Annotated in this window: 20 protein-coding genes; 10 read left to right on the forward strand and 10 right to left on the reverse strand. The window is 65.2% G+C overall.

Annotated features, from left to right (window positions below):
* Position 1 precedes the first annotated feature (1 nt).
* Entirely contained in the window at positions 2-373 is a 372-nt protein-coding gene (locus tag ELS24_RS25065; RefSeq protein WP_083447246.1) for a response regulator, read from the reverse strand.
* Between the two features lie 279 nt (positions 374-652).
* Here ELS24_RS25065 and ELS24_RS25070 point away from each other — a divergent pair, with 279 nt between their 5' ends.
* Positions 653-1,792 (forward strand): GGDEF domain-containing protein, encoded by a 1,140-nt coding sequence (locus tag ELS24_RS25070; RefSeq protein WP_127185643.1) that lies wholly within the window; start codon positions 653-655, stop codon positions 1,790-1,792.
* A gap of 15 nt (positions 1,793-1,807) precedes the next feature.
* On the opposite strand, the gene ELS24_RS25075 is transcribed toward ELS24_RS25070, so the two are convergent.
* The 3 genes from ELS24_RS25075 to ELS24_RS25085 form a co-directional block, all read right to left on the reverse strand.
* Positions 1,808-3,628, reverse strand: a complete 1,821-nt coding sequence (locus ELS24_RS25075; protein WP_127185644.1) for a glycoside hydrolase family 15 protein — start codon at positions 3,626-3,628, stop codon at positions 1,808-1,810.
* A 3-nt stretch (positions 3,629-3,631) separates the two neighbouring features.
* Positions 3,632-4,450, reverse strand: coding sequence for a glucose 1-dehydrogenase (locus tag ELS24_RS25080; protein WP_127185645.1), 819 nt, complete (start codon positions 4,448-4,450; stop codon positions 3,632-3,634).
* 90 nt (positions 4,451-4,540) lie between these two features.
* Positions 4,541-5,464: a LysR family transcriptional regulator gene (locus ELS24_RS25085; RefSeq protein ID WP_164741296.1), complete on the reverse strand. Its 924-nt coding sequence runs from the start codon at positions 5,462-5,464 to the stop codon at positions 4,541-4,543.
* Between the two features lie 108 nt (positions 5,465-5,572).
* Here ELS24_RS25085 and ELS24_RS25090 point away from each other — a divergent pair, with 108 nt between their 5' ends.
* The 4 genes from ELS24_RS25090 to ELS24_RS25105 all read left to right on the forward strand — a co-directional run bounded on the left by ELS24_RS25090 (position 5,573) and on the right by ELS24_RS25105 (position 9,549).
* Complete coding sequence (locus tag ELS24_RS25090; protein ID WP_428839664.1) at positions 5,573-6,730, forward strand: ABC transporter substrate-binding protein; 1,158 nt, start codon at positions 5,573-5,575, stop codon at positions 6,728-6,730.
* 10 nt (positions 6,731-6,740) lie between these two features.
* Positions 6,741-7,808: an aromatic ring-hydroxylating dioxygenase subunit alpha gene (locus ELS24_RS25095; protein WP_127185648.1), complete on the forward strand. Its 1,068-nt coding sequence runs from the start codon at positions 6,741-6,743 to the stop codon at positions 7,806-7,808.
* A gap of 1 nt (position 7,809) precedes the next feature.
* Positions 7,810-8,802 carry a PDR/VanB family oxidoreductase gene (locus ELS24_RS25100; RefSeq protein ID WP_127185649.1) on the forward strand — a complete coding sequence of 331 codons (993 nt, stop codon included), beginning with the start codon at positions 7,810-7,812 and terminating at the stop codon, positions 8,800-8,802.
* Between the two features lie 93 nt (positions 8,803-8,895).
* Positions 8,896-9,549, forward strand: coding sequence for a LysE family translocator (locus ELS24_RS25105; RefSeq protein WP_050445460.1), 654 nt, complete (start codon positions 8,896-8,898; stop codon positions 9,547-9,549).
* Between the two features lie 18 nt (positions 9,550-9,567).
* Here ELS24_RS25105 and ELS24_RS25110 read toward each other — a convergent pair whose 3' ends face one another.
* Positions 9,568-10,320 carry a GntR family transcriptional regulator gene (locus ELS24_RS25110; protein ID WP_240669379.1) on the reverse strand — a complete coding sequence of 251 codons (753 nt, stop codon included), beginning with the start codon at positions 10,318-10,320 and terminating at the stop codon, positions 9,568-9,570.
* Positions 10,321-10,427: 107 nt separating this feature from the next.
* On the opposite strand from ELS24_RS25110, the gene ELS24_RS25115 reads away from it, so the two are divergent.
* From ELS24_RS25115 to ELS24_RS25135, 5 genes are all read left to right on the forward strand, one after another.
* Positions 10,428-11,783, forward strand: coding sequence for a class-II fumarase/aspartase family protein (locus ELS24_RS25115; RefSeq protein WP_127185650.1), 1,356 nt, complete (start codon positions 10,428-10,430; stop codon positions 11,781-11,783).
* A gap of 52 nt (positions 11,784-11,835) precedes the next feature.
* Positions 11,836-12,816 (forward strand): Bug family tripartite tricarboxylate transporter substrate binding protein, encoded by a 981-nt coding sequence (locus tag ELS24_RS25120; RefSeq protein ID WP_127185651.1) that lies wholly within the window; start codon positions 11,836-11,838, stop codon positions 12,814-12,816.
* 12 nt (positions 12,817-12,828) lie between these two features.
* Positions 12,829-14,364: a fumarate hydratase gene (locus tag ELS24_RS25125; protein WP_127185652.1), complete on the forward strand. Its 1,536-nt coding sequence runs from the start codon at positions 12,829-12,831 to the stop codon at positions 14,362-14,364.
* A 98-nt stretch (positions 14,365-14,462) separates the two neighbouring features.
* Complete coding sequence (locus ELS24_RS25130) at positions 14,463-15,107, forward strand: hypothetical protein (RefSeq protein ID WP_127185653.1); 645 nt, start codon at positions 14,463-14,465, stop codon at positions 15,105-15,107.
* 159 nt (positions 15,108-15,266) lie between these two features.
* Complete coding sequence (locus tag ELS24_RS25135) at positions 15,267-16,475, forward strand: benzoate/H(+) symporter BenE family transporter (protein ID WP_127185654.1); 1,209 nt, start codon at positions 15,267-15,269, stop codon at positions 16,473-16,475.
* Here ELS24_RS25135 and ELS24_RS25140 read toward each other — a convergent pair.
* The 5 genes from ELS24_RS25140 to ELS24_RS25160 all read right to left on the reverse strand — a co-directional run bounded on the left by ELS24_RS25140 (position 16,472) and on the right by ELS24_RS25160 (position 21,428).
* The gene (locus ELS24_RS25140; RefSeq protein ID WP_127185655.1) at positions 16,472-18,007 is read right to left on the reverse strand and encodes a PLP-dependent aminotransferase family protein; all 1,536 of its coding nucleotides are present in this window, start codon (positions 18,005-18,007) and stop codon (positions 16,472-16,474) included. The genes ELS24_RS25135 and ELS24_RS25140 overlap by 4 nt on opposite strands.
* Positions 18,008-18,108: 101 nt before the next feature.
* Positions 18,109-18,558 (reverse strand): YMGG-like glycine zipper-containing protein, encoded by a 450-nt coding sequence (locus tag ELS24_RS25145; RefSeq protein ID WP_127185656.1) that lies wholly within the window; start codon positions 18,556-18,558, stop codon positions 18,109-18,111.
* A 123-nt stretch (positions 18,559-18,681) separates the two neighbouring features.
* Positions 18,682-19,629 carry an alpha/beta hydrolase gene (locus tag ELS24_RS25150; RefSeq protein ID WP_127185657.1) on the reverse strand — a complete coding sequence of 316 codons (948 nt, stop codon included), beginning with the start codon at positions 19,627-19,629 and terminating at the stop codon, positions 18,682-18,684.
* A 93-nt stretch (positions 19,630-19,722) separates the two neighbouring features.
* Positions 19,723-20,472 (reverse strand): SDR family NAD(P)-dependent oxidoreductase, encoded by a 750-nt coding sequence (locus ELS24_RS25155; protein WP_050445467.1) that lies wholly within the window; start codon positions 20,470-20,472, stop codon positions 19,723-19,725.
* Positions 20,473-20,510: 38 nt separating this feature from the next.
* The gene (locus ELS24_RS25160) at positions 20,511-21,428 is read right to left on the reverse strand and encodes an MBL fold metallo-hydrolase (protein ID WP_127185658.1); all 918 of its coding nucleotides are present in this window, start codon (positions 21,426-21,428) and stop codon (positions 20,511-20,513) included.
* Positions 21,429-21,433: the final 5 nt, after the last annotated feature.

Genomic DNA, 21,433 nt, shown 5'->3' on the forward strand with positions numbered 1-21,433 from the left:
GCTAGGCGAGGTGCGGCGCGGGCGCCAGCCGGCGCACGGTTTGCAGTACCTCGGCCGGTTCGGCCGGCTTCTGCAGATACGCCCCATAACCTACACAGGCCGCGCCCACTTCGTGTTCGGGGCGGCCGCTCAGCACCAGTACGGGGGTGTCGCTCAGGTAGGCGTTTTCACGCATGGCGGTCAACAGCGCGCCGCCGTGCATGCCAGGCATGGAGAAATCGGTAATCACCAGGTCCGGACGCACCGCCAGCATCTGTTGCAGCGCGGTCAGGCCGTCGGTGTGCGTCGTTACCTCGTACCCTTCGCCGCCAAGGAACTCGCTCAACATCTCGATCAGTACGGGCTGATCGTCGACAACAAGAATTTTCGTCATGGTGTTCAATGCCACATGGCGCGGCGTTGGTATGTTTGGTCGCCCGGGCCAGGTCGCCAGCGCCCTTTCAGGAAGGCGCAACGGCTGGGGGCAGAAAAGCACCTGCGTCGCTTCATGGACCTTGGGCGCTTTCAAGCGCACGCGAAAAGCGCAGGACGACGGGCGGTATAAGGCGGAATCCTAGGGCATGCGCGTCGTTCATGTTTGAAGGAATTGTATCGGGACGAAACGGCTCGGCGGGCGCGTCGACACCCCGTGCCAGCACATCAGGACACATCTATGGTTGGATCGCAGGTTCGAATCACCCTGTCGTTGATCGCCCCGACGCTGGTGCTGATCTTCGCCATTACCTTTATTGGCATTTGGTGCGTCTACCGGCGTCGCACCTACCTGTTGCATCTGGCGACCGGCTGCGCGCTGTTTGCCGCGGGCGCGGTGTCACAAATTCTGTATGTGCCGCGCGACTCGGGCGCCAACGCGCTGGTGTCGGGCCTGCTGTACACGGCGGCGGTCTGCGCGGCCACGCAAGGCATCTTGAAACGGGCAGGCCGAGCGCTGCCGTGGCGTGTCTATGCCATCTTCTGCGCGGCCATCATGGTGGCGCTTTGGTACTTCTTCTACGTCGACCGCAACTTGCTGGTGCGCGTGTATGTGCTGAACATCGGCTATGGCGGCCTGCTGTGCGTGGCCGCCCTGCGCATGCGGAAGGCGGCCACGGGCAGGCGGATCGACACCGCGCTGTTTGTCGTCCTGCTGGCGTTCGGCCTGCATTTTTTACCGCGCACCTTATTGAGCATCGGCGCGCACGCGCCCAACGGGCCGCTGGCTTTCGCCGATTCCCCGTTCTGGCAGTGGCTGCAACTGTCGCTTGCCGTCTTCAGTGTGGGGCTGGCGATTACGCTGTTGCTGGCGATTGCCGCCGACACCATCGAAGAGGTGCGGCATGAAGGCGACAAAGACTGGTTGACCGGCTTGCTGAACCGACGCGGCTTCGAATCGCGCCTGCGGCCCCTTCAACAAGGCGGCCCAGACCCCGCCGCGCTGATCGTCTGCGACGTCGACCATTTCAAGCGCATCAATGACGTGTACGGCCATGGCGGCGGCGATGCGGTGCTCAAGGAGGTGGCGCGCGTGCTGGGCCTGTCGGTACGCAAGCGCGACGTGCTGGGGCGGATAGGCGGAGAAGAGTTTGCCGTTTACCTGCCCGCCACCGACTTCCAGGAAGCCTGGCGCTGCGCCGAACGATTGCGCGCCGCCGTGGCCGACACCGTGCTCGCCCCCGACCAGGCCACGCCCGTCACCATGAGCCTGGGCGTGGCCGCCGCGAACGGCGCGGAAAACTGGGAATCGTTGTTCCGCCGCGCGGATGAAAAACTCTACGCCGCCAAGCGCGCGGGCCGCAATCAAGTGGCGGCTTGAGCGGCAAGCCCGCCCCTACCCCAGCGGCGCATCCCGAAACGAACGCTGGTGCGCCGTTCCGCCCGCGGCGCTCAGGTTATAGGCGGTATTGACCAGGCCAATGTGTGAAAACCCTTGCGGAAAATTGCCCACCAGCCGCTTGCGCACCACGTCGTATTCTTCCGCCAGCAGCCCCAAATCATTGCGCAGCGACAGCAGATGGTCGAACAGGCGATGCGCGTCGTCCAGCCGGCCCTGCATGATGTAGGCATCGGCCAGCCAGAAGCTGCACGCCAAAAACGCACCTTCATCACCCGCCAGCCCATCGTCGCTGTGCTGCGTGGAATAGCGCAGCAACAAGCCATCGCGCAGCAACTCGCGTTCAATGGCCTGCACCGTACCCGTTACCCGCGGATCGTCCGCCGGCAGGAACCCCACTTGCGGAATCAGCAGCAGGCTGGCGTCCAACGCCGTGCCGCCGTAGTACTGCACGAAGGTGTTGCGCTGCGCGTCGTAGCCATGCGTGCAGATGTCGTGGCGGATCTCGTCGGCCAGCGCGCGCCAGCGGTCCACCGGCCCTTCCAGGCCGAAGCGCTCGCAGGACTTCACGGTGCGGTCCAGCGCCACCCAGCACATCAGCCGCGAATGCGTGAACGCGCGCGTCGGCCCCCGCATTTCCCAGATGCCGTGATCAGGTTGACGCCACAGCTCTTCCAGCGGCGTGAGCAACACCTTCTGCATGCGCCACGCCTCGGCCAGCGGCGCCAGTTCCGCCACGCGGGCCGCGTGCAGCGTCTCGATCAATTCGCCATAAACGTCCAACTGCATCTGCCCCGCCGCGCCATTGCCCAGCCGTACCGGCCTGCTGCCCTCGTAACCCGGCAGCCAGGGAATATCGTGTTCCGGCAGCCAGCGTTCCCCCGCAATCCCGTACATGATCTGCAATTGGTTGGGGTGCCCCGCCGCCGCGCGCAACAGCCATTGCCGCCACGCCTCGGCCTCTTCGCGGTAGCCGGCGTTAAGCAGCGCATACAGCGTCAATGCAGAGTCGCGCAGCCAGCAATGCCGGTAGTCCCAGTTGCGGGTGCCGCCCAATTGCTCGGGCAGTGACGTGGTGGGCGCGGCGACAATGCCGCCCGTGGGCTGAAACGTCAGCAGCTTCAGCGTGATCAACGACCTGACGACCGCGTCGCGCCGCTGCCCCGGCCCGTTTCCCCAATGGCAGCGCTTGGCCCATTCGTGCCACCACGCAATCGTGCGCTCCATGCTTTCCATGCGATCCGGCACAAAGTGCGGCGTCTTGTGCGACCGGTGGTACGACAAGGTGAACGGCACGGTTTCGCCTTGGCGCACCGTGAAGTCCGACACGGTTTTCATGTCGCGCCCTTGCAGCGGCACGGCCGTGTGCAGTTCGACGGCGTCCGGTCCGGCGATGGCGCTCAGCCCGTAATCGCGGCGCCGCACCCAGGGCACCGCCTGCCCGTAGTTAAAGCGCAGGGTCAGCGCCATGCGCATGTCCACCTGGCCGGACTCGCCTTGCACGATACGCACCACGTCCACGCGTTCTTCGTCGTCGCTAAGCGGCATGAAGTCGTAGACGCGCACCACCCCGCCAGGCGTTTCATGGCGCGTCTCCAGCACGGCGGTGTCGGGCAGATAGCGACGCGTGGTGGTGTGGTCGGCGCCATCGGGCGCAAGCAGCCAGCAGCCGTGGCTGTCGTTACCCAGCAGGGCGGCGAAGCACGCGGGGGAATCAAAATGCGGCAGGCACAGCCAATCTATCGAGCCGTCGCGCGCCACCAGCGCGGCCGACAACATATTGCCGATCAAGCCATAGTCTTCGATGGGTTTGGACATGGCTCAGCCCGCCCCGCGAAATTCGGGATACAGCGTCATGCCGCCGTCAACAAACAAGGTGGACCCCGTGACGTAATCGGAATCGTCGCTGGCCAACCAGGCCACCGCGCGCGCCACGTCCTCGGGTTCGCCAATGCGTCCATACGGAATCAGCTTGAGCAATTCCTTCATGCTGTCGGGCGTGTTCCAGGCGGGTGCATTGATGGGCGTGCGGATGGCGCCCGGCGCTACCGAGTTGACACGGATCTTCATCGGCGCCAGCTCTTGCGCCAGCGACTGCATCAGCAAGGACACACCGCCCTTGGACGCCGCGTAGTTCGACTGGAACGCCCACGGTATGACTTCATGGACCGAACTGATGAAGATGATTTTTCCGGCGGCTTCACCTGCCGGTGGCGGTGGCGTCCGATTCAAGAACATCCGCGCCGCCGCGCGGGCGCACAGAAACTGGCCGGTCAGGTTGGTGTCGATCACCTTCTGCCACTGCGCCAGCGTCATGTCCTGAATGGCGGCGGGCTGTTCAATGCCGGCGTTGTTGACCAGGATGTCCACCGTCTGAAAGTGGTCCGACGCCAGGCGGAACAAATTTTCGACGTCGTCTTCGCGGCTGATGTCGGCCGGGGCCGCAATGGCCTGCCCGCCCGCGCTGACAATCTCTTGCACCACCTCGGCCCCGCGCCGCGCGGAATCTTCATTTGGCCGGTGGTTGACCACCACCCGCGCCCCCGCCGCCCCCAGCGCCAGGGCAATGCCACGCCCGATGCCGGAATTCGCGCCCGTGACGATCGCCACGCGCCCAGACAGATCCACTGCATGCCGCATGTTGTTCTCCGCTGTCGAAGTTCAAGCGGCCAGCTTAGTCCCGGAGCGGCGTGCGGTTCAACCCACTTGTGCACAGCGTAGGGTCGGACGCTAGGCTTCCATCTGGGGGTAGGTATCGAACGTTTCCTTCACCAGCTCCCGCAGCCACACAATGGCCGGGTCCTGGTGAAAGCGCGGGTGCCAATGCTGGCGCAGCGCGAAGGATGGCAGCGGCAGCGGCGGCTCCAGCACCCTGACGGACCCATAGCCGGCAAAGACATTGCCCAGCTCTTGCGGCACGGTCGCGATCAAATCGGGATGCTGATCTATCAACAGGGGCACCACCAGAAAGTGTGGCGTCGACAAGTAGATGTGCCGCGTGATGCCCTGCTCTTCAATGGCGCTGTCATAGGCTTCCGACGAGCGGCCCGCCAGCGTCACCACGATCTGCGGCATGCGCTGAAATTGCTCCAGCGTCATCACATCGCCCACTTCAGTGTTCTTCACACTGACCAGCGTCACGAACTTGTGCATGAACAACTGTTGCTGAAACAGCCCGGAAGGCGCGGCGCGCAACGACCCCAGCACCAGATCCACCTCGCCGGAAGCAAGCAGCGGTTCGATCTGCGGCAGCGGAACCTGGCGCGATCGCAGCGTGCAATGCGGCGCCAGCTTGCGCAGCCGTTTGATCAACGGCGGCAGGAACACCAGCTCGCCCATGTCCGTCATGCACAGCGTGAAGGCGCGCCGCGCCACGGCCGGATCGAACTGTGCTTGGGACAGCACCTGCGCCCGTATCGTGGCCATCAGGTCCAGCACCGTGGGCGCCAGGCTTTCGGCCTTGGGCGTGGGCAACATGCCCTGCCCCGTCTTCACAAAAAGCGGATCGTCAAAAAACACACGCAGGCGATTCACCGCATGGCTCATCGCGCTTTGCGACAGGTCCAGTTGTTCCGCCGCGCGCGTCACGCTGCGCTCGCGCAGCAAACTGTCAAAGACGGCCAGCAGATTCAAGTCCAGCTTGTCGTTATGCATGGCATGCATTTCCAGTATTCGAGCAATGACATTGACGCATATTCCGCGCCTGCCTATCTTGATGTCAAGCGCCGCGCAGATCGGCGTTCCCCAACGAGGAGACACACTTTGATATCCCATACACGCCTCATATCCGGGGCGCTGCTGTCTTGCGCCCTGCTCACCTGTCGCCCCGCCCTGGCTGATATCAGCGTGGGCGTCGTACTGTCGTTGACCGGGCCCGCCGCCTCATTGGGTGGCCCCGCCAAGAACGCCATCGACCTGCTGCCGCGCGAACTGGACGGCGAACCCATCCGCTACACCATCCTGGACGACGCGTCCGACACCACCCAGGCCGCGCGGGCTTTCCGGCGGCTGGTCGACGAACGCAAGGTTGACGTCATCCTGGGCACCTCTGTCACGCCGTCTACCTTGGCGCTGGTTCCCATCGCGCTGGAAAAACAAGTGCCGCTGCTGAGTCTGGCCGCCAGCGTCAAGATCATCGAGCCGATGGATGCGCAGCGGCGCTGGGTGTTCAAGGTGATCCAGAACGAAAATCTGATGGTCGCCACCACCCTTGCCCACATGAAGAAAAACGGGGTCAAGACGCTGGGCTACATCGGCTTTGCCGATGCCTATGGCGATAGCTGGCTGGCCGAGACGCGCAAGCAGGCCGAGCAGGCCGGCATCAAACTGGTCGCCACCGAACGCTATGTGAAGACCGACACCAGCGTGACCGCACAAACCTTGAAGCTGTTGGGCGCGCGGCCGGATGCCGTCTTGGTGGCCGCGTCGGGCACGCCTGGCGCGCTGCCGCAAAAATCCCTGCGTGAACGCGGGTATCAAGGCGGCATCTACCAAACCTACGGCATCGCCAACCGCGAGTTCCTGCGCATTGCCGGCAAGGACGCCGAAGGCGCCTTGTTCGCCGTGGGGCCGGTGGTTGTGGCCAGCCAGTTGGATGCCGCCAACCCCATTCGCGCCGTGGCCATGGACCTGACGCAACGCTACGAATCCACCTATGGCAAGGACTCCATGTCGGTATTCGCCGCCAACGCCTGGGACGCCAGCCTGGTACTGCAACGCGCGTTGAAGACGGCGCTGGGCACCGCAAAACCCGGCACGGCTGAATTCCGCTTGGCGTTGCGCGACGCGCTGGAAGACACGCGCGACACCGTTACGTCGCAAGGCGTTTCCACGATGTCGCCCACCGATCACGTGGGGTACGACGCGCGCGCCGCCGTCATGGTGCAAATCAAGAATGGCGCTTGGCGCTACGTGCAATAGGAGTCACGCGATGTTCATCAAAAACACCTGGTATGTCGCCGCCTGGGACAAGGAAGTAAGCGCCGACGGGCTGTTCGCGCGCACCCTCATCGGCGTTCCCGTGCTGATGTATCGCAACCGCGCGGGCGAGGTCGTGGCGCTGGAAGACCGGTGCTGCCATCGCGGCGCGCCGCTATCCGTCGGGCGACGCGAAGGCGATTGCGTGCGCTGCATGTATCACGGCCTGAAATTCGACGCGACGGGCGCCTGTGTGGAAGCGCCCGCGCAAGCCCGCATTCCGCCGCAGGCGCGGGTACGGACGTTCCCGGTGGTCGAACAGCACCGGTGGATCTGGATCTGGATGGGTGACCCCGAGCGCGCGGACACCTCGCTGATTCCCGACACGCAATGGCTGGATCACCCTGACTGGCGCAGCCAGGACGGCTACATCCACTACGACGTCAACTACCTGCTGATTGCCGACAACCTGCTGGATTTCTCGCATCTGCCCTTCGTGCACCCCACCACCCTGGGCGGCGGCGAAGACTATGCCGCGGTGTCGCCCAAAGTGGAACGCCTGCAGGACGGCGTGCGCATCACGCGCTGGACGATCAACACCGAGGCGCCCGCCTTCGCCGCCAAGGTCAAGGATTGGCCCGGCCGCGTCGACCGTTGGAACATCTATAACTTCACCATTCCGGGCATCCTGGTCATGGACTCGGGCATGGCGCCCACGGGCACCGGCGCGCAGGAAGGCCACCGCGTCGACGCCGCCGAGTTTCGCGGTTGCCAGGCGCTGACCCCGGAGACCGAATCGTCCACGCACTATTTCTTTGCGCACCCGCACAACTTTGCCATCGACCGCCCCGAGGTCACCGCGTCCATCCACCAAAGCGTCGTCACCGCGTTCGACGAAGACCGGGACATCATCACCGCGCAGCAGCGGTCGTTGGCGCTGGCCCCCGACTTCAAGATGGTGCCGCTGTCGATCGACGCCGCCTTGTCGCAATTCCGTTGGGTGGTGTCCCGGCGCGTGGAAGAAGAGCGGCAAGCCGCGCCCGCCGTCATCCCCATCGCCACCGCCCAGGAAGTGGCCTGACATGCGGCCCCTGATCGTCAAGCACATCACGCGCGAGGCGCAAGGCGTTGTGAGCCTGCTGCTGCGTAACGAAGATGGCGCCAACCTGCCCGCCTATGAGGCCGGCGCGCATATTGATGTGGACGTGGGCAAGGGATTGATTCGCCAGTATTCGCTGTGCGGCGACCCCGCCCAGCGCGACCATTACCGCCTGGGCGTGGCCCTGGCGCCGGCGTCCCGGGGCGGTTCGCGCCATATCCACGACGCGCTGCGGGTGGGCGACACCCTGCGCGTGGGCGAGCCCCGCCAACGGTTCGGCCTGCACGCTCAGGCAGCGGCGCATGTATTCATTGCCGGCGGTATCGGCATCACTCCCTTCCTGGGCATGATCCTGGCGTGCGAGCGTCGCGGCGAACCCTGGACCTTGCTGTACTGCGCGCGCAGCCGACAGCATGCGGCCTTCCTGGAAGATCTGGCGCCATACCCGGATCAGGTGCGTCTGCATATGGACGACGAGCAGGCCGGCGTGCGCTGTGATGTCGGCGCGTATCTGGAACGGGTTTCGCGCCCCGCGTCGCACGTCTATTGCTGCGGGCCGGCCTCCTTGATGGACGCCGTGGGTCGGGCCTGCGCCGAACGGCATGTGCCCGGGGCGCATTTTCATACCGAGAGATTTTCGGCGCCTGACCTGGCCGGTCGCGCCATGTCCACCGGCGCCACCAACACGGGCGAGCCAGCATCCCACGGTGTCGGTGCCTTCACAATTGTCCTGGCGCGATCAGGCGGCCAATACACCGTACCGGCCGACAAATCGGTGCTTGAAGTGCTGGAAGACGCCGGCATCGCGTGGCCGCATGCGTGCCGCGAAGGGCTATGCGGCAGTTGCGAAGCGGGGGTGCTGTCGGGTGCCGTCGACCATCGCGACTACGTCCTCAGTGATGCGCAACGCGAGGGCGGCGCCTGCATGATGATCTGCGTATCCCGGGCAAGCGGCGTTTTGGAACTGGATATCTAGAGGCAGGCGGACTGCGACAAAATCCTGTTGCGTATTAGTCGCGCCGCGCTACAGTAATGCACCCTCTTCCACCCCGATTTCGGAGCGCCAGCCATGGAATTCGTGATACCCAGTACCGCCGACTTGACGCTGTTCATCAGCGCCGCCCTGGTCTTGCTGGCCATTCCCGGCCCGGCGGTGCTCTACATCATTACCCAGTCGGTAGAACAAGGCCGCAAGGCGGGGCTGGTGTCGGACCTGGGCATCCACACGGCCACGCTGGTGCACGTGTTGGCGGCGGCGCTGGGCTTGTCCGCCCTGCTGGCATCTTCCGCACTGGCGTTCAGCATCGTGAAATACGCGGGCGCGGCATATTTGATCTGGCTTGGATTGAAAAAAATCCTGACGCGTCCCGCTCCCGCCACGTTGGATGCACCGACCAAGTCACGCCGCTATGGCCGCATGTTTCGCGACGGCTTCATCGTCAACCTGCTCAACCCCAAGACGGCCCTGTTCTTCCTGGCGTTCCTGCCGCAGTTCGTGGACGTCAGCCGTGGGCACGTGGCCTCGCAGGTGGTGTTTTTGGGACTGGTGTTTGTCTTGCTGGGCCTGCTCAGCGACGCTTGCTATGCCATGGCAGCCAGCGCGGCGGGCCGCTGGCTGCGCCGCAGCCGTGCCTACCTGCACTTTGAACGTTATGTAGGCGGCGCGATGCTGATTGGCCTGGGCATCACGGCGGCGCTGGCGGGCAACAACGGCAAGAAGTAATCCAGACTGCGGACGACGCTAGCTCTCGCGGATCAGCGTCGTCGAAAACTCGTAGCGGCCGGCTGGATGGTGCGAGCAGGACACTTCGACAATATGGCCGGCCTGGTCCTTGTAATGCCGCAGGATGAACAGGCCTGGCGATTCCGGCGCCACGTCCAGTTCACGCGCCACGGCCGCAGGCAGCGCGCAGGCGGATATCGTCTGCTCGACGGACGCGATGCGCCTGCCGTAATGCTCTTCGATCAGTTCCGACACCAGGCGGTCGGGATGTTCCCGCGCCAGCTTGCGCACGCCCTTGTAGTGCGCGTCCACGTACAGTTCGGTCCACACGACCGGCGGCTGCCCTTCGGCACCGCGCGTGGATGAGAACTTCAACCACCGAGTGCCCGGCCCCACCCCCAGCCGCACGGCCAGTTCCACATCCACCACCACTTCCTGAATCTGCCGGATGCTGCGCGGCGTGCGCGCGGCCAGTTGCACCAGGTCTTCCAGCGAACGCAGCGACTGGCTGAAACCGGCCTTGGAGCGGGCGGCAATGACCTCCGTGCCGCTGCCCCGACGACGCGCGATCAGGCCCAGGTCCTGCAACTGGCGCAGGGCGGCGCGGACGGTATGGCGGCTGGCCTCGAACTCTTCGGCCAGGGCGTTCTCGGCGGGCAATACCGTGCCCACGGGATAGACCTCGGCCGCGATGCGTCGCGCCAATTCTTCCGAGATACGGGTGTACAGCGTGATGGACATGGCAAGGGGCGAAATGACGACACCCCGCATTCTATCTGCTGCCCCGGCGCCACCCGGCTCTACGGGTAATCCCCGGCGTTGACGTTCCCTTTTGCGCCTGCTTAAATGTACGTACAACTTTTATAGAGCGTACATTTATGCCGGTTTCCGTCCTTGAATCCACCCTGTTCAAAAACATGTTCGGCACCGCCGCGATGCGCGCGGTGTTTGACGACGCCGCCACCGTGCGGCGTTATGTAGAAACGGAAGTGGCGCTGGCCCGCGTGCAAGGCAGGCTGGGCATCATCCCCGTGTCGGCCGCCGATGCCATCGAAGCGCGCGCCGACGCCGCCGCCCTGGACATGGACGAACTTCGCGCCGAAACCGAGATCGTCGGCTACCCCATCCTGCCGCTGGTACACCAGTTGTCGCGCCAGTGCGGCGCGGAGGGCGAATACCTGCATTGGGGCGCGACCACGCAAGACATCATGGACACCGCCACCGTGCTTCAGGTGCGCGATGCCCTGACAATCATCGACGACGATCTGGCGGCACTGGACGGCATTCTGGATGCGCTGGCGTTGCGGTATCGCGATACGCCGATGGCCGGCCGTACCCACTTGCAGCATGCGCTGCCGATCACCTTCGGCTACAAAGCCGCCGTGTGGCTGCTGATGGTGCGCCGCCATCGCGAGCGGCTGGCGCAACTGCGGCCGCGCGTGCTGATCGGCCAGTTTGGCGGCGCGGCAGGCACGCTGGCCTCGCTGGGCGAACAGGGTTTGGCGGTGCATGCGGCATTGATGCAGGAACTGGGCTTGGGCGCCACCCCCATCACCTGGCACGTGGCCCGCGACGGCTTGGCCGAGACCGTGCAATTTCTTGCCCTGGTCGCCGGCTCGCTCGGCAAGATCGCCGTGGACATCATGCTGATGATGACGAACGAACTGGGCGAAGCCTTCGAGCCGTTCGTGAAGGGTCGCGGCGCGTCCAGCACCATGCCTCAAAAGCGCAATCCGATCTCGTGCGAACTGATGTGGAGCGCGTCCAAGACGGTGCGCCAGCATGCCGGCCTGGCGCTGGACGCCATGCTGCAAGACTTTGAACGCGCCACGGGACCGTGGCACATCGAGTGGTCCGCCGTACCGGAAGCCTTTGTGCTGACCGCGGGCGCGCTGCATCAGGCGCGCTTCATGCTGGGCGGGCTGGAAGTGGACACGGCCCGCATGGCAAGCAACCTGGACCTGTCCGGCGGACTGATCGTGGCCGAAGCCGTGATGATGGGCCTGGCCCCGCACATCGGCCGCCAGACCGCGCACGACATCGTGTATGACGCCTGCCGCATCGCCGCCACCACGCGCGGCCGCCTGGCCGATGTGCTGAAAAAAGATGCGCGGGTCACCCAGCGCCTGGCCGACGACGCCATCGAACACCTGTGCGACCCCGCTAATTATCTGGGGGCTGCCCCCAAGATGGTGGACCAGGTGCTGGCCCACCCCTACACCGGGCCAGCCTGAAAGGCAGCCTTTTCTGATTCATAAAAAGACAGCAGCACAACGGAGACAAGTCATGAAGAACTGGATGGCGGCATTGACCGTCGCGGGCGCGTTCGCCTTGCCGATGGGCGCGCAAGCGCAAGACAACTACCCTTCCCGGGCCATTACCTGGATCGTTCCCTTTGCGGCGGGCGGCCCCACCGACGCCATGGCGCGCAACGTGGCGAACCGCGTTGCGCAAGAACTGAAGCAGACCATCCTGGTTGAGAACGTGGGCGGTGCGGGCGGCACCATCGGCGCGGCCAAGGCCGCCAAATCCGCGCCCGACGGCTACACCTTCCTGGTAGGCCATATCGGCTACATGGCGGCGGCGCCGTCCCTCTACGCCCGTTTGCAATACGACCCGGTAAAAGACTTCCAGGCCGTATTCCGCTTTCCCGACACGCCGCTGGTGCTGCTGGTGGGAGAATCGTCGCCCTATAAATCCGTGTCGGACCTGATCGCTTACGGCAAGCAGCATCCCGGCAAGCTCAACTTCAGCAATGCGGGCGTGGGGTCTACGTCGCACCTGGTGGCGGCCATGTTCACCAGCCAGGCCGGCATCACCGTCACCCCTATCGCTTACAAGGGCGCGGGGCCGGCGCTCAACGACCTGATGGGCAATCAAGTGGATGCCATGTTCGACCAGACCAATACGGCGTTGCCGCAGACGCAGGGCGGCAAGGTTCGGGCGCTGGGCCTGACCTCCGCTGAGCGCATGCCGCAGTTTCCGAACGTGCCCACCATGGCGGAAAAAGCGATACCGAACTTCCAGGTGTCCACGTGGTACGGCTTGTATGCGCCCAAGGGCACGCCCGACAAGGTGGTCCAAACGATGTACCAAGCCTGGCAGAAGGCGCTGGCCGACACCACGTTCACCGGAAAGATGGTGGAACAAGGCATCAAGCTGCTGCCTGCCGATCAGTACGCGCCCGCCGCCTTCCAGCAGTTCACCGCCGACGAAGGAAAACGCTGGGCGCAGGTGATCAAGCAAGCCGGCATCACCTTGCAGTAAGGATGAGCCATCATGCGCGTCGTCGCTGCCACGGATATTGAATCGAGTATTGCCGACGCGTTGCAGGCCATCAGCCACACGCATCCGGCGGACTTCGTGCAAGCCCTGAAGGCGGCGCACACGGTCGAAAGCAAGGCGGCGGCCCGCCATGCGCTGCTGCAACTGCTGATCAACAGCAAGCTCAGCGCGCAAGCCCGCCGACCCGTCTGCCAGGACACGGGCGTGGTGCACATCTACGTCAGCATGGGGATGGATGTACGCATCCAGCATGACGGCCCGGGCCCCACGCCCAGCCTGCAAACCATCGTCAACCGAGGCGTCGCCCGCGCCTACGGTTGCGCCACCAACCCACTGCGCGCGTCGATGATTCAAGACCCGCTCGGCGCACGCCGCAACACCCGCGACAACACGCCCGCTGTCCTGCAAGTCGACCTGGTCGAGGGCGAGGAACTACGCTTGACCGTCGTCGCCAAGGGCGGCGGCGGGGATGCCAAGACGCGCTACGCGATGCTCAACCCCAGCGACTCCGTTGCGGATTGGGTGGTGTCGCAATTGCCGGGCATGGGTGCGGGCTGGTGTCCGCCCGGGGTGCTCGGCCTGGGCATCGGCGGCACGCCTGAACAGGCGGTTGCCCTGGCCAAGCGCGCCTTGTTTGCGCCCATCGACATGGCGCAATTGCTGGCGCGCGGCGCCGGCAAGCCCGAGACCGGCAAACCCGACGCCCTTACGCCCGAAGAACAGCTACGCATCGAGGTCTACCAACGGGTCAACGCGCTGGGCATCGGCGCGCAGGGCCTGGGCGGCGACACCACGGTGCTAGACGTGAAGGTCGCCACCGCGCCCTCGCACGCCGCGTTGTTGCCGGTGGCGCTGGTACCCAACTGCGCCGCCACGCGCTTTGTGTCCTTCGACATGCCCGCTGCCGGACCCGCGCGGTTCCCGCCGCCCGACCCAGCAACCTGGGACGGCATCCCGGACGCGCTGCCCACGCAGGAAGGCAGACGGGTAAACCTGGACACCCTCACACAAGCCGAAGTCGCCACCTGGGCGGCCGGTGAAACGCTGTTGCTGTCGGGCAAGCTGTTGACGGGGCGCGACGCCGCCCACAAACGCATGGCCGACCTGCTGAACCAGGGCGCCCCCTTGCCGGTGCCGCTGCGCGGTCGCGCGCTGTACTACGTGGGGCCGGTTGACGCCGTGGCCGGCGAAGCCGTGGGGCCGGCCGGGCCGACCACCGCCACACGCATGGACAAGTTCATGCCGCAACTGCTGGCGGACACCGGACTGCTGGTGACGATAGGCAAAGCGGAACGAGGCCAGGTAGCCATCGACGCCATCAAACAGCATGGCGCCGCATACTTGAGCGCGGTCGGTGGCGCCGCCTATCTGGTGGCGCGGTCCATCACGTCGTCCCGCGTGGTGGCGTTCGCGGACTTGGGCATGGAGGCCATCCACGAATTCGACGTGCGCGACATGCCGGTCACGGTTGCGGTGGATGCCTTGGGCCGAACCACGCATGCGGTCATCCACATTGAGGTGCAGCGGTAAACACTTTGTGGCAGCATGCCGATCCATGCAGCCGGAGCAGGCAGCCGAAGCAGGCAAGCCGCACGGCTCGCGCCCCATCACCACGGAGTGTCACTCGTATGAAACTGAAGGCCTTGACCCTGGGTATTCTGATTGCCGGCGCAGGCGCTACACAGGCGGCGACGGTAAAGGAAGTCTTCAACGGCGCCATGTTGGGCACGGATCAGCGTTACTTTGAGTCGATCGCCGGCGTGCCCCGCGAATCCTCCGGCAAGGACCACGTTTTCGTGGTGCAGAACTGCCAGATCACGGCGACCATCGGCAACGGCAAAGTGTCCGCGCTGCGCATGGAATTGGCCAAGGGTTGCGAGGCCGACCTGCGCAGCTTCATCGGCGAAGATGCGCCCCGCGCCGGGCAGACGATCACCCCTGGCGTATTTGGCCGGGGCCAGCGCTACACGGCCGACTGCCTGACGCAGTGCGGCAACGCGGCGGACCCGTCGGCCTTCGCGCTGTGGACGGCGCCGCGCTCGTCGGGCGGCATGGAAGTCTTGATGGAAATGGTGCTGGCCGGCGACAAGGCACTGGACGCCGCCGACCAATGGGAAGCCCAGATGAAAAAGGCCGTGGGCGAGGACTACGTGCTGAACACCAAGTTCAACTGCGAAACCCGCTTCGACGACGCTGCCGCCGCCGCCTTCAAGGACGTGCCCGCCAACGCCATCACGATCGGCTACGGCTTGCCGACACAGCGCTGCCAATAGCGCGCAGCCCATACCGCGCTGCCAAAAAAGTGGTCTGGTGGTATCCCGAAATGTGGCCTGAATAGACCAGCCACCCTCACCCTACACTTTCCGCTTCGCGTCCCGGCCGGCAATCTTTTGGATGCCGGCCGGGTGCCTTTCAACGTGTGGAGTGATTTCATGAGCCCATCGCCGGCCGGCCTGCGCGCCGCCGACTTTTTCTCGCCGACCGTCGCGGCGCTTATTTCCGTGCTGGTGAATTACGGCGGCACGTTCGTGCTGGTGTTCCAGGCGGCCGAACTGGCTGGGTTGACGCCGGGGCAGACCGCTTCGTGGGTATGGGCGGTTTCCGTGGGGGTGGGCGTCACGGGTGCGTGGCTCAGCTTTCGCTACAAGGAACCGATCATCACGGCCTGGTCCACGCCGGGCGTGGCGTTCCTGGCCACGGTGATGCCGTTCACGCCGTATGGCGAAGTCATCGGCGCCTACATCGTTTCCGCGCTGGGCTTCGTGGTGCTGGGCATGTCAGGCGCCTTTGAAAAGCTTGTCCGCCTGATTCCGGGCGGCATCGCGGCGGGGCTGTTGGCGGGCATTCTGCTTCAGTTCGGCGTCAATGCCTTTGGCGGCGCCAGCGTCGACCCGCTGCTGGTGATTGTGCTGGTGATTGCGTACGCGCTGCTCAAGCGGTTTACGTCACGCTTCGCCGTGGTCGGCATACTGGTGATCGGGCTGGCGATGCTGATCCTGCAAGGCCGCATCGACTTTTCCGCCGTCCACCTGAGCCTGGCCACGCCGGTATTCGAGATGCCCCGGTTTTCGCTCAATGCCTTGCTGGGGGTGGCGCTGCCCTTGTTCATCATTACGCTGACGGGTCAATACATGCCCGGCATGCTGGTGCTGCGCAACGACGGCTTCAAGACCAGCGCCAACCCGATTCTGGTGACCACGGGGCTGGGCTCGTTGCTGATGGCTCCGTTTGGCGCGCACGCCTTCAATGTGGCCGCAATCACCGCCGCCATCTGCACGGGCCGCGACGCGCATGAAGATCCGCGCAAACGCTACATCGCGGGCCTGGCTTGCGGCGTGTTTTACATCCTGGTGGGCACGTTCGGCGTCACGCTGGCCACGCTGTTCATGGTGCTGCCCAAGGCGTTCATCACCACGCTGGCCGGGCTTGCGTTGCTGGGGGCCATCGGCGGCAGCCTGGCCAATGCCATGGCCGATGCCCGCACCCGCGAGACCGCGCTCATCACCTTCCTGGCTACCGCCGCGAACGTGACCATGCTGGGCGTAGGCGGTGCGTTCTGGGGGCTGGTGGCCGGTCTGACCGCGCACCTGTTGATCCATGGCGGGCACCGCACGCTGGTCGGCAGCACGGCAAAGCCCTAGGCGCGGCGGGCGGTCAAGACGTTTCGCAATCGCAGCACCGAAGCCTCGATCTCGTGCTCCGCCAGCGACGCATACCCCAACAGCCATCCTTCCAGACGCTCCGCGCCCGCATACAGGCGGCTGATGCCCGGCAGCACCAGGCCGGCGTCGGCCGCTTGCCGGATGGTCTTGGCTTCGGACCATCCCGGCTGCAACAAGCACGGCACCTGTAGTCCGCCCGGCGGCTTCACCGCGGTGGCGATGCCCGCCAGATGCCGGCCAATCGCCTCCAGCATGCACGCCCGCCGCGCCGCATACAGCTTGCGCATCGCGCGCACATGCGCGTTGTAGTGGCCGTCTTCCATGAAGCGCGCCAGCGTCAGTTGCTGTACCTGCGGCGTATGGCCGTCCATGATGCTGCGTGCGCGCGCGAAGGCGCTGACCAACTCGCGCGGCAACGCCATGTATCCCATCCGCAGTCCGGGAAACAGCGTCTTGCTGAAGGTGCCCAGATACAAGGTCCTTTCAAACGGGTCCACCCCCTGCACACAGGCCGTGGGCACGCCGTCGTAGTGGAATTCGCTGTCGTAGTCGTCTTCGATGATCCACCTGCCGTGGTCATGGGCCCAGTGCGTCAGCATCAGCCGGCGTTCCAGCGACAAGGTGGCGCCCGTGGGATATTGATGCGACGGCGTCACGTAAACGCAACGAGCGCCGCTTTGGTCCTGGCGCAGCAGGTCCATGCGGATGCCTTGCGCGTCCACGTCGATCGGCACAACTCGGGCTTGCGCGGCTTCGAACGCCTTGCGGGCGCCGAAGTAGCCGGGGTTCTCCATCAGGATGGGGCCGTCCGCGTCCACCAGCAATTGCGCGCACAGGTACAGCGCCTGCCGGGTGCTGCTCAACACCAGGATCTGGTCCGCCGACACCCTGGCGCCGCGCTCCAGGTTCAGATAGGCGGCAATCGCGCGGCGCAGTGGTTCCGCGCCTTGCGGGTCGCCATGCAGCAACGCGCTGGCGCGGTGGTCCTTCACGACCTGGCGCTGCAAACGCTCCCAGACATCAGTGGGAAACGTGCGCGTTTCGGGCAGGCCGGTGGCGAACGCCTTGACGGCCTGATAGTCCGCCACGCCGCCGCTGTCATGGATTCTCTTGCCGCGCTGGCTCAGGCCGGATCCAGCCAGTGCTGCCGGAGTCTGCGCGCCGGCAACGCGACGCGGCGGCATGCGCCGGCCCGCCGCGCCTTGCAGCACCGCGCCCACCGTGTCGGATACGTAGCTGCCCGAGCCTTCGCGCCGGACGATGTAGCCATCACGGTGTAGCTGCACATAGGCGTTCTCGACGGTGTCGCGCGCCACCCCCAGGGACAGCGCCAGCCCGCGCGTGGCGGGCAGCTTCACGCCCGCGCCCAAGGCCCCGTCCAGGATCAACGCGCGTAAGGCCCGCTGGATGCGCTGGTGCAGGTCCAGACGCTGAAACTCGGCGTCGCCCATCCGCATCTTGAGCGTGTCGAGCTCAAACGTTTTTACCGTAGGGTGCGGTCTCGTTGCCATGCCTGGGTGCCAATCGGGGAAAAGGCGTCAACTTTACCCCGCCGCCGGCCATCGGATCATGGCGCAGCGTACTTCCCGCCCTACCGCCCAGCCGGAATCAATCAGGGCGTTACCTGATAACCGCGCTGCTGCATGCAGCTGGCATAGGCGGAAGACGCCTGGCTCGCGTCTTGCCTGTCGTCGCGGCGGTCCTGGCGCTGGCGCGAGCCGCCCACGACCGCGCCGGCCACTGCCGCGTCCTTGGCCTGGTTCTGTCGGTATTCCTGCTTGACGTCGTCGTCCATCCGGTCGTAGGCCTCTTCATGTTGCCGGCCGCGCGCGCCGGCCACCGCCGCGCCCGCCGCCGCGCCTGTCGCGGCGCCCCGGGCACGGCCGCCCGACGGCGTGCTGTCCGCGCTGCTGGTGCCGCCGGCCTGCGCCTGGCACGCGGCGATGTCCTGCTGCATGAGCTCGGCAGACTGCCCTTTCAATGGCGTGACGGTTTGTGCCGTGGCGCTGAAGGCCAGCGTCGAGAGCAGAAAGGCAGCGCAGGGAATGATGGATTTTTTCATTGAAATCTCCACACTTGCGGTGAATAACCCTGGAGTTTTCAATGTAGCCCCGCCTACCGCGCGGGTGCGGGTAGCGGGATACCCAAGATGGGGTATGGAGTATTGGTCGGAAAGCGGCAGCAATTACACAGGCGCTTTCGACTTGAATGCCATGCGCATCGCACGTCCGGCCAGCTCGAACAAGCTGCGCGCAGCCGGCGTCAGACCCAGCATGTGGATGCACGCATGGACCATGCCGGGCAATCGGTGTGTGTCGGCCACCACGCCGCCCTCGCGCAGGCGTTTCGCATAGGCTTCGCCTTCGTCACGCAAGGGGTCGTACTCGCTGACCAGCACCGTGGCGGCGGGCAAGCCCGCTGCCGTCTGTAACCGCAACGGTGACGCATGAGGCAATGCGCCCTCCGATTCGTTCAGCAGGTAGGTAAACCAGCAGTACCGCATGGTCTCTTCGGCCATGAAAAAATTACGGCCGTAGTCTTGGTAGGACTGCGCGCTGAACGCATAGTCCATCACGGGATAGAACAGCAGTTGGTGGGCGACTGCCGGCCCCACCCTGTCGCGCGCCATGATCGCTGCGGCGGCCGCCAGGTTGCCGCCCGCGCTGTCTCCGCAAACGGCGATGCGCTGCCTGTCGATGCCCAGCATGTCGGCGTTGACGCTGACCCATTGCAGGCCGGCGTACACGTCTTTGACCGCCACGGAAACCTTGTGCTTGAACGCCCGCCGGTAATCCACCGAGTACACCTTGCAGCGGGTGGCGTTGGCCAAGGCACGACACGGGTTGTCGTACAGATCAAGCGAACTCCGGAACCACCCGCCACCGTGCGCGAACACGATGGCGGGCATGGACTTCTTTTTTCCGCATCCGGCAGGCGTATAGGCTCTGATCCGCAACGGCTGCCCGTCGTGGCACGTCGCCTGCAAATCGGCGACGGCATCCACGGCTTCGGTATCGCCTTGCAGGGCGCGCAGCCTGACTTCGGTCGCGGCGCGGATCTCTTGCAGCACCATCGGCGTGGACAGGCTGGATAGCTTGACCAAGAAAGCGCTGATGTGAGGGTCGACGGCCATGTTCAGGCCTCCCGCAGTGGTTATTGGTCAGTGGCGGCCCCGACCGCATCGCTGTCCTGCGCAAGCAACGCGGTCAGGGCCGACTGACACGTTTCAGGTCAGCGCCATCCCGCCATCCACCCGCAAGACGACGCCGGTAATGAAGCTGCTGTCATCCGACGCCAGGAACAAGGCGGCGCGCGCCAATTCGTCCGGGGTCGCCATCCGTCCCAGCGGAATGGCCGAGGCCATGCCTTGCTCGAAGGCCGCGCGGTCGGCGTCGGCCACGCCCAGCTTTTCCAGGATGGGCGTGTCGGTGGGGCCGGGGCTGAGGACGTTGACGCGGATCTTGCGGCTCTTGAACTCCAATGCCCAGGCGCGCGCAAAGGCTTCGACGGCCGCCTTTGAGCCGGCGTAGACCGCGTGGTGCTCCAGCACCTTGGCGCTGGCGATCGAGCTGGTCAGGATGATGCTGCCGCCATCGCACATGACCGGCAACGCCTTGGTCACGCCGAAGAACAGCGCCCGCGTGTTGACGGCGAACTGGCTGTCGTAGCTGTCCACGCTGACCGCCGTGGACGGTTCAATGTGGTTCATGCCGGCGTTGGCCATGTAGATGTCGATGGGGCCAAAGCGTTCATGCACCTGTGCCATCAGGCGGTCGTGCGTGGCCAGGTCGGCCACGTCGCCCACCACGCCGAAGGCGGACGCGCCAAGCGCCGCCACGGCGTGGTCCACCGCGCCTTGCCGCCGCCCAAGAATCGCCACGCGCGCGCCTTGGGCGACAAAGGCCTGGGCCGTGGCAAACCCGATGCCGCTGTTGCCGCCCGTGATGACGGCTGTTTTTCCTGCAAGCTTCTTCATGTGTATTCCTTGATTGATATCGACGGGCGGCGTGGCGCTTAGAAGTCCCAGATGACCGGCACCCAGCGATAGGCGTCGCCTTCCACCGCGATGCGGCCGACGGACGGGAACGGCAAGTGCGCTGCCACCAGCAGCCCACGGTTCTGCGCCAACTCTTCGAACAGGCCGATGCGGACGCGAGTCGATTCTTCGGGATCATGTTCAAAACCGTTCTGCCATTCGGGGTGGTCAAAGCCCACCGGAAACATCGCGTCGCCGGCAAAGGTCAGGCGTTCGCCGCCCGACACCAGGTCAACCACGGCGTGCCCGGGCGTGTGGCCGCCCGTGACGCGCACGAAGACGCCCGGCGCAACCTCGTGCTTGTCCTGGAAGATGTGCAGGCGGTCGCGGTATTCGTTGTAGAAAGCGGTGGCGGTGGTCTTGAGCACCGCCGGCACCGGCTGGGGCATGACGGTTTGCGAGAAATCGGGCGAGGTCCAGAAGTCGACTTCAGCCGCCGAAACGTGGATGCGCACGTCGGGGCGCAAACGCCGCTTTACCTCGTCGACCAAGAGGCCGCCCACGTGATCCATGTGCATATGCGTGATGATCACGTCGGTGACCGACTCCAGCGCGATGCCGGCAGACTCCAGGCGTTGCGGAACCATCCCGGCGCGCGGAAAGCCTGGAAACTGTCCGCCCAGGCCGGCGTCGATCAAGATGGTCTGCTTGCCGCTGCGCGCCACCATCACGTTCAAGGGCCAGTCGAACGCGTCGGGCGGCATGAACATATAGTCCAGCCAATTCGCCAGCTCGGCGGGATCGACGTTGGTGGCCATGGTGGCGGTAGGCAGCGGCAGCACGCCGTCGCTGACGACCAGTGCGTCAATATCGCCCACTTGCACGGCGTAGCGGGAAGGGACCAGATCCACGGGTTGGTGGGCGTTGGCTGGTTGGATGTTGTCAGTGGCAAACATGGCAA

Origin of the sequence: Achromobacter spanius, assembly GCF_003994415.1 — a bacterium.
GTDB classification, from domain to species: domain Bacteria; phylum Pseudomonadota; class Gammaproteobacteria; order Burkholderiales; family Burkholderiaceae_B; genus Achromobacter; species Achromobacter spanius_C.

What these genes read in the sequence shown, in the direction of transcription:
- ELS24_RS25065 (WP_083447246.1), bottom strand. Translation starts at nt 373, where the DNA reads ATGACGAAAATTCTTGTTGTCGACGATCAGCCCGTACTGATCGAGATG.
- ELS24_RS25070 (WP_127185643.1), top strand. Translation starts at nt 653, where the DNA reads ATGGTTGGATCGCAGGTTCGAATCACCCTGTCGTTGATCGCCCCGACG.
- ELS24_RS25075 (WP_127185644.1), bottom strand. Translation starts at nt 3,628, where the DNA reads ATGTCCAAACCCATCGAAGACTATGGCTTGATCGGCAATATGTTGTCG.
- ELS24_RS25080 (WP_127185645.1), bottom strand. Translation starts at nt 4,450, where the DNA reads ATGCGGCATGCAGTGGATCTGTCTGGGCGCGTGGCGATCGTCACGGGC.
- ELS24_RS25085 (WP_164741296.1), bottom strand. Translation starts at nt 5,464, where the DNA reads ATGCATAACGACAAGCTGGACTTGAATCTGCTGGCCGTCTTTGACAGT.
- ELS24_RS25095 (WP_127185648.1), top strand. Translation starts at nt 6,741, where the DNA reads ATGTTCATCAAAAACACCTGGTATGTCGCCGCCTGGGACAAGGAAGTA.
- ELS24_RS25100 (WP_127185649.1), top strand. Translation starts at nt 7,810, where the DNA reads ATGCGGCCCCTGATCGTCAAGCACATCACGCGCGAGGCGCAAGGCGTT.
- ELS24_RS25105 (WP_050445460.1), top strand. Translation starts at nt 8,896, where the DNA reads ATGGAATTCGTGATACCCAGTACCGCCGACTTGACGCTGTTCATCAGC.
- ELS24_RS25110 (WP_240669379.1), bottom strand. Translation starts at nt 10,320, where the DNA reads ATGCGGGGTGTCGTCATTTCGCCCCTTGCCATGTCCATCACGCTGTAC.
- ELS24_RS25115 (WP_127185650.1), top strand. Translation starts at nt 10,428, where the DNA reads ATGCCGGTTTCCGTCCTTGAATCCACCCTGTTCAAAAACATGTTCGGC.
- ELS24_RS25120 (WP_127185651.1), top strand. Translation starts at nt 11,836, where the DNA reads ATGAAGAACTGGATGGCGGCATTGACCGTCGCGGGCGCGTTCGCCTTG.
- ELS24_RS25125 (WP_127185652.1), top strand. Translation starts at nt 12,829, where the DNA reads ATGCGCGTCGTCGCTGCCACGGATATTGAATCGAGTATTGCCGACGCG.
- ELS24_RS25130 (WP_127185653.1), top strand. Translation starts at nt 14,463, where the DNA reads ATGAAACTGAAGGCCTTGACCCTGGGTATTCTGATTGCCGGCGCAGGC.
- ELS24_RS25135 (WP_127185654.1), top strand. Translation starts at nt 15,267, where the DNA reads ATGAGCCCATCGCCGGCCGGCCTGCGCGCCGCCGACTTTTTCTCGCCG.
- ELS24_RS25140 (WP_127185655.1), bottom strand. Translation starts at nt 18,007, where the DNA reads ATGGCAACGAGACCGCACCCTACGGTAAAAACGTTTGAGCTCGACACG.
- ELS24_RS25145 (WP_127185656.1), bottom strand. Translation starts at nt 18,558, where the DNA reads ATGAAAAAATCCATCATTCCCTGCGCTGCCTTTCTGCTCTCGACGCTG.
- ELS24_RS25150 (WP_127185657.1), bottom strand. Translation starts at nt 19,629, where the DNA reads ATGGCCGTCGACCCTCACATCAGCGCTTTCTTGGTCAAGCTATCCAGC.
- ELS24_RS25155 (WP_050445467.1), bottom strand. Translation starts at nt 20,472, where the DNA reads ATGAAGAAGCTTGCAGGAAAAACAGCCGTCATCACGGGCGGCAACAGC.
- ELS24_RS25160 (WP_127185658.1), bottom strand. Translation starts at nt 21,428, where the DNA reads ATGTTTGCCACTGACAACATCCAACCAGCCAACGCCCACCAACCCGTG.